This window comes from Pseudomonas sp. NPDC099000, from assembly GCF_044759925.1.
Classification (GTDB): domain Bacteria; phylum Pseudomonadota; class Gammaproteobacteria; order Pseudomonadales; family Pseudomonadaceae; genus Aquipseudomonas.
Window position 1 is genome coordinate 160,104 of the sequence record NZ_JBIWAF010000008.1, and the last position, 16,675, is coordinate 176,778.

Consider the following 16,675-nt stretch of genomic DNA (forward strand, 5'->3'; position numbering starts at 1 on the left):
AAGGGTTTTGCATTCCCCTGTAGGAGCTGTCGAGTGAAACGAGGCTGCGATCTTTTGATCTTAAAGGTACTTATCCGTAACCGCCCCCTCCGAAGCACTGGACACAGTCTTCGCATACTTGGCCAACACCCCGCGTTTGTACTTGGATTCCGGCCGCACCCAGCGGGTCTTGCGCTCGGCCAGTTCGGCGTCGGAGACGTCCATGGTGATCTGCCGGGTTTCAGCATCGATGGTGATCTTGTCGCCGTCTTTAATCAGCGCAATCGGCCCGCCTTCAAAGGCTTCCGGGGTGATATGCCCCACCACGAAACCATGGGAGCCACCGGAGAAGCGGCCGTCGGTGATCAGCGCGACGTCCTTGCCCAGCCCTTTGCCCATGACCGCCGACGTGGGCGAGAGCATTTCACGCATGCCCGGCCCACCCTTGGGCCCTTCGTAGCGAATGACGATGACGTCGCCGGCCTGGACTTCGCCATTGAGAATCCCGGCCAACGCGCCTTCTTCACCGTGATAGACGCGCGCCGTGCCTTCGAAGCGCAAGCCTTCCTTGCCGGTGATCTTGGCCACCGCGCCAGTCGGCGAAAGGTTGCCGCGCAGCACCACCAGATGGGAGTCCTTTTTGACCGGCTGATCGAACGGCAGGATCACGTCCTGACCTTCGGGGTAATCGGGCACGTTTTCCAGGTTTTCTGCCAGGGTCTTGCCGGTCACCGTCAACACATCGCCGTGCAACATGCCGGCCGCAAGCATGCGCTTCATCAAGGGCTGGATGCCGCCGATGGCCACCAACTCGCTCATCATGTATTGGCCGCTGGGACGCAGGTCGGCCACCACCGGAGAAATCTTGCCCAGCTCGACGAAATCATCCAGCGTCAGTTCGACATCCACTGCATGCGCCATGGCTAAAAGGTGCAGCACGGCATTGGTCGAGCCGGCGAGGGCGATCACCACGCGGATGGCGTTCTCGAATGCTTTGCGGGTCATGATGTCGCGCGGCTTGAGGTCCAGCTTGAGCAGTTCCATGACCTGCTGACCAGCGCGGAAACTGTCTGAGGCTTTATCGCTGCCGACGGCGTCCTGGGAACTCGAACCGGGCAGGCTCATGCCCAATGCCTCAATGGCCGAAGCCATGGTGTTGGCCGTGTACATGCCGCCGCAGGAGCCGGGGCCGGGGATCGCCACTTCCTCGATTTGCTTGACCTGAATCTCGTTGATGTCACCGCGGGCGTGCTGACCCACGGCCTCGAACACGGAAATGATGTCGGTATGGCCAGCGCCCGGGCGGATGGTGCCGCCATAGACGAAGATCGATGGGCGATTCAGCCGGGCAATGCCGATCAGGCAGCCTGGCATGTTCTTGTCGCAACCGCCCACGGTGACCAGTCCGTCGAAGCCTTCGCAACCGGCCACCACTTCGATGGAATCGGCGATCACTTCCCGTGACACCAGCGAATACTTCATGCCTTCGGTGCCGTTGGCGATGCCGTCGGAGATGGTGATGGTGTTGAAAATGACGCCCTTGGCGCCGGCGGCATTCGCGCCTTTTTCGGCCTCGATGGCGAGTTTATCGATGTGCATGTTGCACGGCGTGACCATCGCCCATGTCGAGGCGATGCCGATCTGCGGTTTCTTGAAGTCTTCATCCGTGAAGCCCACGGCCCGCAGCATGGAACGGCCGGGTGCGCGCTCCACGCCGTCGACCACTTGAGAGGAGTACTTGCGTAAATCGACTTTGTCGCTCATGACGTTCCCTCATATCCAGATCGCTGGCCCGACCGGTGTGGCCCGAAGCAACGGGTTGAGTCTAGACCTGACGGCGGCAAAAATCAGTTGCTAATCCAACGACCCCGCACACACCTCCCGAAGACATCCGCGCAACCACTGGTGCGCGGCGTCGGCGTCCATGCGCGGGTGCCAGAGCATTGAAACGGTGATCACCGGCGTGGCGACCGGAAGGGCAAAACTGTGCAGGCCGGCGCGCAGCGTGTGAGTGTGGCGTTCGGGCACCGTAGCGATCAGGTCCGAGGCCCGGGCCAGCGCCAGCGCCGCAGAAAAACCGCCGACGATGGTGACGATCTCTCGCTCCAGTCCAAGTGGTTTCAAGGCGTCATCCATCGGCCCTTTGTCCCGCCCACGTCGCGAAACCAGGACATGCCGGCCGGCCGCATACCGGGCGGGTGTGATCTTGCCCTTGCTCAGTGCATGCCCCGGGCGTACCACGCCGATGAAACGGTCCTGGTACAAAGCGCGGGTGCGCACTTCCGGGCTGGTGGTGTCCGCGACAACGCCGGTTTCCAGATCGACCGTGCCGTCCCGCAGCAGCGAGCTGTCCTGGTTCAGTTTCTGTAAAAAGTGCAACCGTACCCCGGGTGCTTCTTCGCTGAGGCGAGCAATCAGCGCCGGCCCGAAGTTTTCTACAAAACCGTCGCTGGTGCGCAGGGTGAAGGTTCGCGCCAGTTGCTTGAGGTCGAGCTGCTCGGCGGGGCGCAGTACCGCTTCGGCGTGCTGGACCAGTTGGCTGACCTGTTCGCGCAGTTCCAGGGCTCGGGGTGTCGGCACCAGGCCGCGCCCGGCGCGGACCAGCAGGGGGTCGCCGGTGGTTTCACGCAGTCGCGCCAGCGCCCGGCTCATCGCCGACGAACTCAGCCGCAGTCGTTGGGCGGCACGCGCCACACTGCCTTCAGTGAGCAGCGCATCGAGGGTAATCAGCAGGTTCAGGTCGGGAGTCGTCATGCTTCAACGTTAGCACGGCTGGGCGATGACATGGCGTCGTGTGCAGGTATCAAGTGCAACTGGTGCGTCTTCCGCCATATCAGGCGCGGGCATACGCTGAAGGCCGACACTTCATCGAGGCCCCAACCATGAAACTCACCACGCAATCCCGCTCGGTCCGCTGGGCGCTCACCAGCCTGTCGTTGTCGATGTTGATCCCTTCGCTCGACACCAGCATTGCCAATGCGGGCTTGCCGGCCTTGTCCCGCGCACTCGACGCTTCTTTCCAGCAAGTGCAGTGGATCGTCCTCGCGTATCTGCTCGCAATCACCACGTTGATCGTCAGCGTTGGACGCTTGGGCGATATCGTCGGTCGCCGTCGCTTGCTGTTGAGCGGGATCGGCATCTTTACCTTGGCTTCGCTGGCCTGTGGCCTCGCTCCTTCGCTGGGGTGGCTGGTCGCCGCACGAGCAGTGCAAGGCCTCGGCGCGGCGATCATGCTGGCGCTCACCGTGGCGTTTGTCGGTGAGACGGTGCCGAAAGCGCAGACCGGCAGCGCCATGGGATTGCTCGGCACGGTGTCGGCGATCGGCACTACGCTGGGTCCGTCGCTCGGCGGCGTGTTGATTTGCGGATTCGGCTGGCAGGCGATTTTTCTGCTCAACCTGCCCCTGGGTGTTTTGAACGGTGTGCTCGCGTATCTCTACTTGCCTGTGGATCGCCAAATGCCGAAGCTTCAACGCGTTGGTTTTGACGTAGCAGGCACGTTGGTACTGGCGCTGACACTCGGTGCGTATGCGCTGGCAATGACATGGGGTGAAGGCGATTGGGGGGCGCTCAACTTCGCGTTCGTGCTGATCGCGGTGGCCGGGACCGGGGTTTTCCTGTTCATCGAAGCGACGGTTGCATCGCCCCTGATCAAACTGGGGTTGTTGCGTGATCGGGGATTGAGCGCGAGCCTGGCCATGAGCATGCTCGTCTCGACGGTGATGATGTCGACGCTGGTGGTCGGGCCGTTTTATCTCTCGGGCGCTCTCGGTTTGAATGCCGTTTTGGTCGGGCTCGCGTTGTCCGTCGGCCCGCTGGTTGCCGCGTTGACTGGCGTGCCCGCCGGCCGCCTGGTGGACCGTTTTGGCGCTCAGCGCATGAGCGTCTGCGGGCTCGTCGCGATGGCGCTCGGTGCGTGTGTTCTGTCGGTGATACCGACGCGTGTTGGCATCCTCGGCTACCTCGCGCCCATCGCGGTGATCACCGCCAGCTATGCGCTGTTTCAGGCGGCCAACAACACGTTAATCATGACCGGCGTGAGCCAGGATCAGCGCGGCGTTGTTGCCGGTCTGCTTAGTCTGTCACGCAATCTCGGGCTCATCACCGGCGCCTCGGTCATGGGCGCGGTGTTTGCGTTGGCGGCATCGGCGACCGACGTCACCAGCGCTGCCCCGCAAGCGATCGCCCATGGCATGGCAGTCACCTTTGCGGTCGCGGCGGGGCTGATTGGCCTGGCGCTCGCCATCGCGTTGCCCGCCTTGAAAAGTGAGCGCGTGGTGGCGTAAATCCAGGCGTCACAGCCGTAGGCCAGGATGATCCCGACCACCCGCATGATCAGCCCGCCGATCAACAGCGCATGAGACAACTTCAACAATCCTCAGGTATGGCTTGCCACTGGGCGCGGGTTCTGAATCGTCAAGCGTCAATGCAACGAATGCCGCCTCAGGGCCTCATATGAAAAGGACGGGTCCACCGGTGCAGGTACGCATGGGATGGCCACGCGCACATTTACCCCCGACAACAGGTGACTGCTTTTATGACCGCGGCTGACAAAAACCATGTGACCTGGCTGGTTGAGCAATCGATGCTGCATGCCGCCAGGCAACGGGCCAAGCTCTATTCGGGGCAAGGTCGGCTATGGCAACAGCCTTACGCCCATACCCGGCCCCGTGATGCTTCAGCCCTGGCCTCGGTGTGGTTCACCGCCTACCCGGCGTCCATCGTCACCCGTGAAGACGGCAGCGTACTGGAAGCCCTGGGCGATGAAACCTTATGGCATGCCCTGTCGAAAATCGGCATCCAGGGCATTCACAATGGGCCGCTGAAAATGTCAGGCGGCCTGACGGGCACCCAACGCACACCGACCATTGATGGCAATTTTGACCGCATCAGTTTCGAGATCGACCCGCAACTGGGCACCGAGGTGCAGCTCCAGGCACTGGTGCGCATGGCCGCCGCGCACAATGCGGTGATCATCGATGACGTGATCCCTTCGCACACCGGCAAGGGCGCGGATTTCCGCCTGGCCGAGATGGCCTATGAAGACTATCCGGGCCTCTACCACATGGTCGAAATCCGCGAAGAGGACTGGCCGTTGCTGCCAGACATTGCTGATGGTCGTGATGCGCAAAACCTCAGTCCGCTGCAGGTCGACGTGCTCCGGGACAAGCACTACATCGTCGGCCAGTTGCAGCGGGTGATTTTCTTCGAGCCCGGGGTCAAGGAAACCGACTGGAGCGCGACACCGATTGTGATCGGCGTCGATGGCAAGCCGCGACGCTGGGTCTATCTGCATTACTTCAAGGAAGGCCAGCCGTCGCTGAACTGGCTGGACCCGACCTTCGCCGCGCAGCAGATGATCATCGGCGATGCGCTGCACGCCATTGACGTCATGGGCGCGAAAATCCTGCGTCTGGACGCCAACGGATTCCTCGGCGTGGAGCGCAAGCTCGACGGCACGGCCTGGTCTGAAAGCCATCCGTTATCGATCACCGGTAACCAGTTGCTGGCCGGTGCGATCCGCAAGGCCGGCGGTTTCAGTTTCCAGGAGCTAAACCTGACCGTCGACGACATCGCCAACATGTCCCATGGCGGCGCCGATCTCTCGTATGACTTCATCACCCGACCGGCCTACCAGCACGCGTTGCTGATGGGCGATACCGAGTTCCTGCGCCTGATGCTGCGGCAGATGCACACCCTCGGCATTGACCCGGGTTCGCTGATCCATGCCTTGCAGAACCACGACGAACTGACCCTGGAACTGGTGCATTTCTGGACGTTGCACGCCCATGACACCTACCTCTACCAGGGCCAGACCTTTCCGGGCAACATCCTGCGTGAACACATTCGCGAGCAGATGTACGAACGTCTGGCGGGCGAGCACGCGCCCTACAATCTGAAATTTGTCACCAATGGCGTGTCTTGCACCACCGCCAGCATCATCACGGCAGCGCTGGGGATTCGTGATCTCGACGCGATGACGGCGGCGGATATCCAACAGGTTCGCCAGGTGCATTTGCTGTTGGTGATGTACAACGCCATGCAACCGGGCGTGTTTGCGCTGTCCGGCTGGGACCTGGTCGGCGCGCTGCCGTTGCCGGCCGAACAGGTCGAGCACTTGATGGGTGACGGCGACACCCGCTGGATTCATCGTGGCGCCTACGATCTGGTGGACCTCAATCCGGATGCGCCGCTGTCCGCGGGTCTGATGCCACGTCCGAAGACTTTGTATGGCAGCCTGCCCAGCCAATTGAAAGACCCGGATTCCTTTGTCTCGCAACTCAGAAGAATCCTCGCCGCGCGCCGCGCCTACGATATCGCTGCCAGTCGGCAGATTCTGATTCCGGATGTGCAGCATCCAGGGCTGCTGGTCATGGTCCACGAATTGCCGGCCGGTAAAGGCACGCAAATCACCGCGCTGAACTTCGGCTCGACGCCGATCACCGAAACCTTGCACCTGCCCAACATCGCGCCGGGCCCGGTGGTCGACATCATCAACGAGCGAGTCGAAGGTGATCTCACGCCTGAGGGTGATTTCACCATTACCCTGGATGCCTATGAAGGGTTGGCACTGCGCGTGGTGAGCAGTTCGCCGATGATTTAAGGGCGTCGGCAGGCGTCAGGAGACAAGGTCCCGACGCCTGTCGTCTGCCGTCCAAGTGGGGCGCTAATCAGCCTCGACACGCTTGAAGGATAATGAAAGGATTTTTTTCATTTGTCTGGCTATGGGGGTTTCTATTTTTTTGTGGACAATATAAGACGCACCTACCATCAAGACGATGGTGCCCCAAAGCAGCAGGTGCGGGTTCATCGCCGGATAAGCAATGTTAAAGATCATAAAGCCGATCATTTGATGTAACAGATAAAGTGGATAAGTTAGCGCGCCTAATGCAGTCCAGTTCATCGCACCTATGGCTGCCGTTTTATTCGTTGCGATCAAAAGAAACGTCATGAAGAACAGAATAATCATGCTGCATACGATCAGGAGATCGAATTCGGTTGAATATTTTGTTTCGAGCAATTTAGCCCAGACAATGGCGGTGTAGTTGGCCAATGCCAATGCACCTGCCAACAGGAGCACACGTGTCGTTGTGAATCCCTTGGCCCAGATAATGTAGAACGTCGAGCCCGCGATGAAGTAGGCCGCGTAATCGGTAATTAATATCGAGCGCAGCTTTTCAAAAGCGAGTACTTCTGCGGTGGCTGAGATCAACAGCCAAAGCACGAGGCAGATCTCTATTTTTTCTATTTTCTTGAAGCCCAACAGAATGGATATCATCAGATAGAACTTGATTTCTACAAACAGGGACCAGTAGACCCCGTCAATCGGCGCCACACCCATCAATTCGCCAAGGAATGTCATGTTAATCATGTATTGGTAAAGATCAGCCGTGAATCTTGGCTGTCCGATGGCAAGCGTGATCAGGAACGTGAGGGTGCAGCACACCCAGAAAGCAGGGCAGAGACGAACAACGCGGGATATAAAAAATACCCTGAGATTATTGCTCGATGCGGTCATCAGAATGACGAATCCGCTGATCATGAAAAAAAGTTCGACGCCCAGATAACCGTACTTGGCAGGCTCGGCCAATAACGGGTAGGGCATTACAGACATGTCGCCCTTTGCATACCCGCGAAAAGCGTAGTGAAAAAACACGACTGCGATTGCCGCGAGGAAGCGCAGCAAATCCAGTTCTTTCAGTCGGCGTTTGATCATGTCTATGCGCTCCAGACGTGTTAGCGCTTATTGAAAACTGACCACGCTGCCGATTGAAATTTGACCCGGGCTGAACGCTAAAGCAGCAGTAGCGCTTCGTGGACTTCAATTGAGGGTGTCATGCGTTCTTTTTTGCGTCGGCTGTCGAGCCAGCGTCTGGTTTTGTCTATATCGAAGATCTGACCCTGATCCATCAAGGTCAAAAGGAGCTCATCGGAAACCCGATAGCGCCCGCAGTCGGGGCAATCCCTTTCCTCCCAAGGGCCTTGACACTGAATGCGTTCCGCTACGCCGACACAGATAAGGCAATTCATCGTTATCATCCATTCTTGTTTTTTAACCGTCGCCCGTGAGCCGGTTGAGACGCCCGGTACGGGAATCATCGGTCGCATGGAGGGGGCTGGAACTCGGTCGACCCATACGGTCGAACGAAAGTTCAGGACGGTGGCGCTGCCAGGATAAACAGGTCGTTTCTATCACCTGACCCGACGTCAGTCAGGCGAGGGCTGGACGGCTATCGACGCCGTTGCCACACCTTGATGTAGTCGACTCTGAAGGTAGAGGGCAGGTCAGCATCGTCGACCACGCCGAACCATTTCCACATGGCCTCACTGTCAAAGACGATCTCCATGGGAAAGAAGAAGTGGTTGTTCTTCGATTCCCTGACCAGCACGCCATCGACGTACCAACGCAGGGTATCGGGCTGCCAGTCGAAGCCGTAGATATGGAACGCATCCGCCAGGCGCCACGGACTGATCCAGACGCTGCCATCGGCGATGTGCTCGGTGCTTTGCGGCGTGGCCCACAGGTGGGCATTCATGTTGTACGAACGGTCCAGGGCCGCGTCTTTGGTCTTGCCGGCGATTTCAAAGATGTCAATTTCGGTGGCGTTGTCGGCCATGCCTGTCCACGCGAGCCAGAATGCGCTGGAGCCTGCGGAGTTCATGGGTTTGGCACGTGCTTCGTAGTATCCGTAAAAGCCGCGTTCAAGGGTCCGCACCATCGCTGAGGTGTAGTCCTTGAAACCGAGTTTGACGTACTTCTGCGGCAAGGTTTCCTTGCGAAAGACGATGTTCAGGTTGCCATTGTTGACGGTGGCATTGTTCGGCGTGTAAAGCGCCGGTTTACGTCCGAGCGACTCGTTCCCTATGGCGTTGTTAACGTGCCAGCGTGTGCGGTCGAGGGTTGTGCCATTGAAGTCGTCGGACAGTGTCGTGTTGAGCGTCCACTGACCGGCATTGGTCTGATCGGACAACGGCAGATTGGCGTTGGTCCGGGTCGGCAATGTGCCTAGTGGTCCGACACGGGTCCAGGTATCGGCTTGTTTGGGAATGGCAACGGACCATTTATCCGCGAGGTACTGAAATGCATGCTGGCGTTCTGCGAGGGAGGCAAACGCACGGTCGTACACCAACACTTCCGCGATGTCGCCGCGAAAGTTATCGGCATTGCCGACGGCATTGCGCCCGACTGCATACGGACCAATCGGCACATCGTAAAGCTCCAGAACGGAAACGGTCGGTTCATACGCGGTGGTCTGTTGCAGACTGATGGCGAAGTTCGGCAAGACGTTATCGTTGTGGGCGTTTTGCGGGCTTGAGCTGAACAAGCGTTGCCAGGGATCAACCTCGGCTTGTTCGGGCGGTCGACGGGACACGATCAATACCGTCACAGGGCCTTTGGCGCTGCGGATGGTTTTACCCAGAAACGCCGATACGCCACTGAATCGCACAACCGAATGACCATTCAGGGCGTTTAACATCCGCTGTGGCTGCGAGGCGGCACCGTCGACTTTGGCGTGATTGGATTTGCCTGATTTGTCTTTCCATTGCTGGACGCGGTTCTGCGCATCCAGGGTGATGGTTGACGCATCGGCCGCGTCCAGCCACAGCACGAGCCCGGTGTTGGGTGCACCGGGGGACGCTTGTGCTGCGTTGCAAGCCATCGAAATCGACAGCAGCATTACCAGCAGCGATCCTTTAAACATCATTTGACCGCAATCAGCGCTGGAATTTCGAATGAAGACTGATACCCCTGCGGATTACACGACTGCCACCGCCAGTTATCGACAATCATCTGTTGAAGATCGCGTTGTGCGCTCCAGCCCAGTTCTCGCCCGGCCTTGCTGGGATCGGCCCAGCATTTGGCAATGTCACCTTCGCGTCGCGGGGCGAAGCGGTAGGGAATGGTGATGCCGGTGATGTCCTCGAAGCTATGGATGATCTGCAGCACGCTGTAGCCAATGCCAGTGCCCAGGTTCCAGAAATTGATGCCGTTGTGGTGCTCCAACACCTGAAGCGCCTTGAGGTGGCCGATGGCAAGGTCGACCACGTGGATGTAGTCACGCACGCAGGTTCCGTCCACGGTGGGATAGTCGCTGCCGTACACCGTGAGTTCGGGTGTCCGGCCAATGGCGACCTGTGTCAGGCATGGCAACAGATTGTTGGGTCGGCCTCTGGGATCTTCGCCGATCATCCCGCTTTCGTGAGCGCCAATCGGGTTGAAGTAGCGCAATAACCCGATGCTCCAGCGTGGATCGGAGTGGCACAAATCGGTGAGCAACTCTTCGATCATGAGCTTGGTGCGGCCATAGGGATTGACCGGTTTGCCGGTGCCGAAATCTTCGGCAATCGGTGTTCGTGTGGGCTCGCCGTACACCGTCGCCGATGAGCTGAACACCAGTCGGAATACGTTATTGCGAGCCATTGCCCGGCACAGGTTAAGCGTGCCGGCGACATTGTTGGCGTAGTAGTCCAGCGGTTTGCGCACGCTTTCTTCAACGGATTTGAGGCTGGCAAAATGCACCACGGCATCGATGTCATAGCGGCTGAAGATGTCGTCTAGCAGGATCGAGTCGCGAATATCGCCATTGATGAAATCGACCCGGGTCTGGGTCAGTTGCTCAAGGCGCGCGATGCACTCTCGACAGCTGTTGCACAGGTTGTCGAGCACCAGCACATTGTGCCCGGCATTGATGAGCGCCAAAGCGGTATGGGAGCCGATGTAGCCGGCCCCGCCAGTAATCAACGTAGTTTTGCGCATGGTGAGGTCTTCCTGTCTCAGGGATTGAATTCAGCGGGTGGTGAAAACCGATTTGAATTCTTGCGGCCAGCGCGGGTGCATGACGCTATACGCCACGGCATAGCTCAGCGCGCCAACCACGATGTTGCAGATCAGGTGCAGGTAGCCTTGAAAACCTAGCTGCGGTGACACATACAAGACGGTTGCTGCCATGACGAGTGAGGCAATCACGCTGCGGTAATTGGAGTCGAAGAACCGGCGCCAGCCGTAACCGATGGCCGCATTAAGTCCGCGGATTTGCAACGGTGTGATGATCAACATCCGGGCCAGTAGAGCGAGGGCCGCGGCCATGCCGCCATAAACGTTGCCGAAGCCGTAGACCAGCGCCAGCGCCAGCACTGTGGTTACTACTTCAGCCCTGATCGTGAGGTGGCTGCGGTTGACCGCTACCAGTGCGGTGGTGGCGTACATGGCGGTGTTGCCAATGGCCGCCGTGCAGGCCAGCACTTGCAACAGGGGAATGGCTTCGGCCCACTTCGCGCCGAATATCAACAGGATGAGGTCGTTCGCCGTTAGCGCGATACCCATGAACAGCGGCGTCAACAGAAAGCCGCTCACGGCGGTTGAGTCGCCAATGATCCCGAGCAGTCGCAACGGCTCTGCGCTGCGCCGGGCGAACACCGGCAGCGCATAGCTCAGCAGGCCGTTATAAATCGCAGTGCGTGGCAGATCGATGATGCGCATCGCCATGTTGAACATGCCGACCGCGTTCGCGCCGGCCGTCATCCCAAGCACCACGTTGACCCCGCGCTGAAGTGTTTGAGAACTCAGTGAGTTGATTGCAACCGGTGCGCCGGCCTTCAACAGTTCGCGCAGGAACGGGCCGTCAATGTAAAAGGCAATGCGCCGTGGGTCTGCGCGCATCAACACGATGATGGCCACGAACTCCATGATCAGTGCCTGGGCAATGACTGCCCAGGCCCCCAACCCCCAAAGCGCGACAGCGATGCCGCCGACGCCGCCAAACACCTTGCCCAATAACGTGCGCGACGCCAGCGTCCGGAAGTCGCCGCTACGGCGCATCTGCGCTACATTGACACGCGCCATCATGGTGAACAGGATTTTCACCGAGGCCACCGCCGTCATCCATTGCAACACCGGGTCGGGCGTGTACAGCATCGCTGCGCCCGAGATGACGACGATGGACACCAGGCTGACGAGCACCGCCGCCCAGAAGGCCGTGCTGATGTGCTTGTCCTCCAGGCGCTCAAGTCGTACCAGCGGGTCTTCCAGAACCGATGAATAAATCAGGCCGATCAACTCGACGATGGCAATGATGATCGTGCCAACACCCAGTTCGGCAGGTGACAGCAGCCTGGCATACGCGACGAAGGTAATCATCGACAGGAAGATCAGGCCGAATTTCTCGGTGAAGATCCAGCCCAGGGTAGTGAGGCGACGATTGGCCATGGCCGATACCGATTCAATGAGCGGTGGTTGACGCCGGTGCCTTGCGCCATGTTCTGGCGCGGGCATAGAGGTAGCGCAAGGTCGGTTTACCGTGGTCGAAGATCAGTGTTTGCCAGGAATGTTTGAGCATTCGCTGGTACACGTCGATTACCTCGACATGCTCGCCGCCTCGGGAAAAGGTATTGAGAAAGTCGGTGTGATTGGCCAGCACGAATTCGATCTTCTGCTGCTCGCTCAACTGCGCGCCATAGCGGGCGAGGTACACCTCGGTGAACCTGATCTTGTTCTGGTAGTGCTTTTTCGGTTGCGCGGTCATGTTGCCGCTGTTGACCGTGCGCTCCAGCAACACCTGAGGCACCGTGTGGATCTCCCAGTGTTCTGCAATCCGAGTCCACATGAAGCGGTCTTCGCAGTAACGCAGGCCGGCATCGAAGCCGCCGAGTTGCATCATCACGTCACGCTTGACCAGCGCGGTGGAGACGCCATTGACGACGTTGGCGCGGATGAAATCGTAGAAGTGCATGCCGTGCTTGCGAATGGCGTCCAGTTGCCGCCTGCCGTCGCTGTAGTTGACCTGCGTGTAGCAGTCGATCAGCCCTACCGGCCGGCCCTGAAGACTGAGTTCGTCATACAGGGCCAGTTGTAGCTCCAGTTTTTGCGGGCGAAATTGGTCATCGGCATCGAGCATCGCTACAAAAGTTTCTTGAGAGTGCCGCATTCCGTGGTTACGGGCGCTGGCTTGGCCTTCGTTGGCTTGCTGCAACAGCGTCAGGCGAAACGGCGCCACGAAGTCTTTGACCCGTTGTGGTCCGTCATCGGTGGAACCGTCGTCGACGACGATGACGTGATCGGGCAGTCGGGTTTGCTCGGCCAGGGACGCCAGCGTTTGCTCGATGCTGCCGGCGCCGTTGTACATCGGTATCACGACGCACACTGAATGCGGTGAAGGGGAGGTTTGATTGGGCACGGGTGTTTCTCCTTTTGTTACGCCTGGGCTGGGTCGCGCGGTAATCCCTCACCAGACGGACGCTGGCGCAGGGTTGTCGGTGATAATTCGGGGTAGGTCGCGTGTTGACGCCGAAAGGACAGGGCGAGGGTGCAAAACACCAGAAACTCGGCGGAGCGGTAGTTGGGGATTACGTAAGCCACATAGTTAGTGACGACGAACAAACCGATGATCACCAGGGCGCTGGCGCGAAACTGTGCCGCCTGGTTTGCCGTCACGGCGCGGTATTGTTTGAACAGCGCTTCGCCCAGCAGCAACGCCAGCGCAGTCAACTGGATAACGCCGCCGTTGAGCAGGGTCTCCATGTAGCCGCTGTGGGCGTTGCCGATGTAGCCCCAGCGATTGATGAAAGCATCGGCGTCGGGACTGGCCCAGAAGGCGCCGAAGCCGTAACCCTTGAGCCATTGTTGGTCGACAAACGGCGCGAGCAGCTCCCAGATCAACGTGCGGTCAGTGAGTGACGGATCGCGACCGGCGATCTCCAGCAGCCACGCAACGTGGTTGTACAGCAACAGGCAAACCAGCAGGAACACCAGCGTGCAACCGAAGAACATCCACTGCGAGCGGTTGATACGTAAGCGGATCAGGGTGAGGAAGTACCAGTAGCTCACCGTACCGGAAACGATCAATGCCACGCCGGTCGCCGACTGGGCGAGCAGGATGGCGATCAGTGAAAAAAACGAGCAGAAGAGGGCCAAGCGGTTGCCTTGGCGGATCATCGGCAGCAACAGCAGGATGGCGATCGCGTTGAGCCGTGCGCCGGCGTTCTTTTCGGTAAAGATCCCCTTGAATGCGCCGTCGCGGATACCTCCGGATAAGAACGCGACGTCAGGCATGACCACGGCGAGTATCAACCCGATCAACGCCGCCACGCCGATGGCACAGCCGAGCATGAAGGTGATTTTTTCAAGCGGGTAGTTATAGGCAATGAAACCGGCAAAAAATACCACGCTGAGCATCGCGATAAACCGCTTGAAACTCAGTATCGGGTCGTAGGACCAACTGATCGATGCGATGACACAGAGCATGAACACCAGCAGAAAGAAGTTGCTGCGGTAAAAGGTTTTGCTGAGGAACACCTTGTTGCGGATGAAGAAGAACAAGGGCACCAACAGTGTGATGAGGCCGCAGATCTGGTTGGCGACGTTGCCTTCGAGGTCTTTACCGATGTCGCCGAAGCTGGATGCGCCACCCAGTCCGAGGACAAACGTGATCACCTGGATGTAAAACAGCACGCCGAACAAGGTGAAGCCATCGCGTAACGTCGAATATCTAATCTCCAGTGGTTTCATGATGATGGGCTCCCGAGCATCGCGGCGAGGTAGGTCTGCACCGCGCTGGCATTCATGAAGCGGGCGGCCGCCTCAACGCGGGAATGACGCTGCAAATTCCGCGGTGTGGAGAGTTGCAGGGCAATCGCCTGCGCCAGTGCGAGCGGGTCGTCGACGGCGACGAGCGGCGCAACCAGGCCGCCGATCAAGATGTCCTGGGGACCATGGGGGCAGCGGGTCGCCACCACCGGCGTGCCCGTGGACAAGGCCTCTACCAGCGCATTGGGGCTGCCCTCGAAGCGTGACGACAGCACAAAGCAATCGGCCGCCGCCACTTCTGCGAGGGGATCATGGGTGTAACCCGGCAGGTCGACGCGATCGGCGACGCCCAATGTGCGTGCCTGATCAAGTAATCGAACCCTGAGTGTGCCTTCACCAAAAATGATCAAACGGACGCTGCTATCCGGCAACGCGGCGAACGCTGTGATCAAGGTGTCGAAGCCTTTTTGCGATGCCAGGCGACCCACGGCGACAATCACCGCGCTGGACTTTTCCAGCAGCCAGCGGTGGCTGGGCAGCCCCGGCGTCTTGTCGCGGAAGTCGTTGTCGAGTACCGGGTTGTCGGCAATGGTCACGTCCTGACGGCGCGCAAGGGTGGTATCGACCAGGTCCTGGGCGACACCGCGCGAGACGCAGATCACCGGGTTGGGAATAAGCCGATACAGCAGCGGGGCCACCAGATACGCAACCCGCACCATAAAGTCGGGGTTAACGTGTTTGTCATGGGAAAAGGCATTGCGCTCGCTGACGTGCAGCCGTGCCAGCGTGCCGGACAGCACGGCTGCGGCGATCGCCACCACGTTGACGTGAGTGAGGGCCGCCAGTTGCGCATCAAAGCGATTGGCGCGAAGAAATCGCGCGAGTGCCGGCACCGCACGAAAGCTGCGCGGGCTGCGCAATTCAACCTTTTTGACGCGTGGGTCGAGGTGCGCCGCATTGATGCCGCCGCCGGTAAGCATCAACAACGTCACGTCATTGCCTGCGTCGACCAGCGCTCCGGCCAGGCGCGTCATCATTTTTTCAGCCCCGCCCGCGCTGAGGTCATGCAGGATAATCAGCAATTTTTTCATTGGTTCCATACCTGGTAATACGCCTGCGCCGCGTGCTGGCTGGTGTACGGGCGGATGGCGTCGGTGACCATTTTTTCGCTTGGAGCAACGTGATCCCGTGATGTCAGGCTTCGCAGCATTCCATTGGCCAATGCCGGTATGTCGTTGGCCTTGACCAGTTGGCCAAGCTGGCCGTTGTCCAGCAGTTCTCTGGGGCCTGTCTCGCAGTCGCATGCCAGCACGGGCGTACCCAATGCCAACGCCTCGATCAGTACGGTCGGCATGCCTTCATGGAGGGAACTCAGAATGAACAGGCGTGCATGCCTGAGCAGTGGATAGGGGTTGCTCAGGAATCCGGTAAAGTGCACCCGGTGCACGATGCCCAGGCGATGCGCCTGAGCAGTCAGTGCGTCGCGCAAGGGGCCGTCGCCGGCGATCACCAAATCCGGCAGCGCTTGGCGGTGCAACGCCAGGGCGTAAGCATCGAGCAACAGGTGAAAACCTTTCTGCTCCGCCAGCCGACCCAGGCCCAACCAGTAGTCGCCGGGTAACCCGGCGGGCAGCGGCGCCTGTGAGGCTTGAAATAGTTGTTCGGTAATGACCGCGTTGGGGCAATAGCGAACTCGCTGCTGGCCCCATGGGAGTAAGTCGACGAGAGCCTGGCGCAGTACCGTGGAGACCGTCACCACTTTTCCGCTGCCGCAGAGGTACAAGGCATAGAGCAGGCGCAGGCTTGAAGGGCCGGTTTTCTGCTCAGTGCAATCAAGCGTAATGTGCCGGCTATAGATGACTTTGCAGGCACTGCCCAAGGTTGCGAACCAGGTGCAGATGTTGGCCTGTTCCTTGGCGGAAATGAGGTGGGTGACGTCCTCACGACGAATGAGCCGGCGCAATAGTACGATCGACCTGAGCAGGCCGACGATGCCGCTCCCACCGCCGTTGTTGTGGCGTTGATCGCCTTCAGTGTCCGGCGTCTCACCGTTCATGACGAAAAAACTCACGCGCTGGCCATCCTTGAGAAACTGCTCGGACAGCCGTTGCTGGACGCGCTCTACGCCGCCGCCCGCCTTGAAATCCTTGAGAATAAACAGAATGTGCATGG

General features: G+C 59.4%; 12 protein-coding genes. 2 read left to right on the plus strand and 10 right to left on the minus strand.

Annotated features, from left to right (window positions below):
- Positions 1–60: 60 nt before the first annotated feature.
- Together ilvD and ACIQV9_RS13085 are read right to left on the minus strand one after the other, a co-directional pair.
- Positions 61–1,743, minus strand: a complete 1,683-nt coding sequence (gene ilvD, locus ACIQV9_RS13080) for a dihydroxy-acid dehydratase (protein ID WP_403101760.1) — start codon at positions 1,741–1,743, stop codon at positions 61–63.
- 90 nt (positions 1,744–1,833) lie between these two features.
- Complete coding sequence (locus ACIQV9_RS13085; RefSeq protein ID WP_403101763.1) at positions 1,834–2,733, minus strand: LysR family transcriptional regulator; 900 nt, start codon at positions 2,731–2,733, stop codon at positions 1,834–1,836.
- 128 nt (positions 2,734–2,861) lie between these two features.
- Between ACIQV9_RS13085 and ACIQV9_RS13090 the strand changes: the two genes are divergently transcribed.
- Both ACIQV9_RS13090 and treS read left to right on the plus strand, forming a co-directional pair.
- Complete coding sequence (locus ACIQV9_RS13090; RefSeq protein WP_403101765.1) at positions 2,862–4,265, plus strand: MFS transporter; 1,404 nt, start codon at positions 2,862–2,864, stop codon at positions 4,263–4,265.
- A 251-nt stretch (positions 4,266–4,516) separates the two neighbouring features.
- Positions 4,517–6,583, plus strand: coding sequence for a maltose alpha-D-glucosyltransferase (gene treS, locus ACIQV9_RS13095; RefSeq protein WP_403101767.1), 2,067 nt, complete (start codon positions 4,517–4,519; stop codon positions 6,581–6,583).
- A gap of 63 nt (positions 6,584–6,646) precedes the next feature.
- Here treS and ACIQV9_RS13100 read toward each other — a convergent pair whose 3' ends face one another.
- From ACIQV9_RS13100 to ACIQV9_RS13135, 8 genes are all read right to left on the minus strand, one after another.
- Positions 6,647–7,696 carry an acyltransferase family protein gene (locus ACIQV9_RS13100; protein WP_403101769.1) on the minus strand — a complete coding sequence of 350 codons (1,050 nt, stop codon included), beginning with the start codon at positions 7,694–7,696 and terminating at the stop codon, positions 6,647–6,649.
- Positions 7,697–8,210: 514 nt separating this feature from the next.
- Positions 8,211–9,659, minus strand: coding sequence for a family 16 glycosylhydrolase (locus ACIQV9_RS13105; protein WP_403101770.1), 1,449 nt, complete (start codon positions 9,657–9,659; stop codon positions 8,211–8,213).
- A 23-nt stretch (positions 9,660–9,682) separates the two neighbouring features.
- Positions 9,683–10,738: a UDP-glucose 4-epimerase GalE gene (galE, locus tag ACIQV9_RS13110; protein ID WP_403101772.1), complete on the minus strand. Its 1,056-nt coding sequence runs from the start codon at positions 10,736–10,738 to the stop codon at positions 9,683–9,685.
- A 30-nt stretch (positions 10,739–10,768) separates the two neighbouring features.
- Positions 10,769–12,187, minus strand: coding sequence for an oligosaccharide flippase family protein (locus ACIQV9_RS13115; protein ID WP_403101776.1), 1,419 nt, complete (start codon positions 12,185–12,187; stop codon positions 10,769–10,771).
- Positions 12,188–12,200: 13 nt separating this feature from the next.
- Positions 12,201–13,154, minus strand: coding sequence for a glycosyltransferase family 2 protein (locus tag ACIQV9_RS13120; protein WP_403101779.1), 954 nt, complete (start codon positions 13,152–13,154; stop codon positions 12,201–12,203).
- Between the two features lie 17 nt (positions 13,155–13,171).
- Complete coding sequence (locus ACIQV9_RS13125; RefSeq protein ID WP_403101781.1) at positions 13,172–14,485, minus strand: O-antigen ligase family protein; 1,314 nt, start codon at positions 14,483–14,485, stop codon at positions 13,172–13,174.
- Entirely contained in the window at positions 14,482–15,594 is a 1,113-nt protein-coding gene (locus ACIQV9_RS13130; protein WP_403101783.1) for a glycosyltransferase, read from the minus strand. The genes ACIQV9_RS13125 and ACIQV9_RS13130 overlap by 4 nt, the downstream gene beginning before the upstream one ends.
- A complete protein-coding gene (locus ACIQV9_RS13135; protein ID WP_403101785.1) occupies positions 15,591–16,673 on the minus strand; it encodes a glycosyltransferase in 1,083 nt (360 codons plus the stop codon). The genes ACIQV9_RS13130 and ACIQV9_RS13135 overlap by 4 nt, the downstream gene beginning before the upstream one ends.
- Positions 16,674–16,675: the final 2 nt, after the last annotated feature.